Source organism: Ruegeria sp. AL11, assembly GCF_056540865.1.
On record NZ_JBQFXO010000072.1, the window covers coordinates 1 to 657 of the forward strand.

Annotated in this window: 1 pseudogene; it reads right to left on the bottom strand. The window is 59.1% G+C overall.

What is annotated here, in order from left to right:
• Positions 1-657, bottom strand: a pseudogene (petB, locus tag ACR0IP_RS23345) (cytochrome b); the annotation flags it as partial.

Genomic DNA, 657 nt, shown 5'->3' on the forward strand with positions numbered 1-657 from the left:
GACGTGTCCAGCCAGGGCGCCAGCGCCATGGCCAGGATCGCACCAAACATCGCCAGAACACCGAAGAACTTGGCGTCAACGATACCACCGGTGATGAAGCTGGCGAACTGAACAACCCAGACTTCACCGGTAAAGGCACGCAGGATCGCGTAGAACGGCAGGAAGTACCATTCAGGCACGATATGTGCGGGTGTCGCCAGCGGGTTGGCTTCGATATAGTTGTCCGGGTGGCCCAGATAGTTCGGCATGAAACCGACAACGGCCCAGAACACGACCAGGATCACGGCCAGCGCGAACAGGTCCTTGATCACGAAATACGGCCAGAACGGCAGCGTGTCTTTCTTCGCCTCGTCCTTCGAGCCGCGACGCACTTCAACACCTGTGGGGTTGTTGTTGCCCGTGGTGTGGAAGGCCCAGATGTGTACCACGACCAAAGCCGCGATGATGAACGGCAGCAGGTAATGCAGCGAGAAGAAGCGGTTCAGCGTGGCGTTATCCACCGCGGGTCCGCCCAGCAGCCAGGTCTGGATCGCGTCACCCACAAACGGAATGGCACCAAACAGACCGGTGATCACAGTCGCACCCCAGAAGGACATCTGACCCCATGGCAGAACATAGCCCATGAAGGCCGTGCCCATCATCATCAGGTAGACCAGC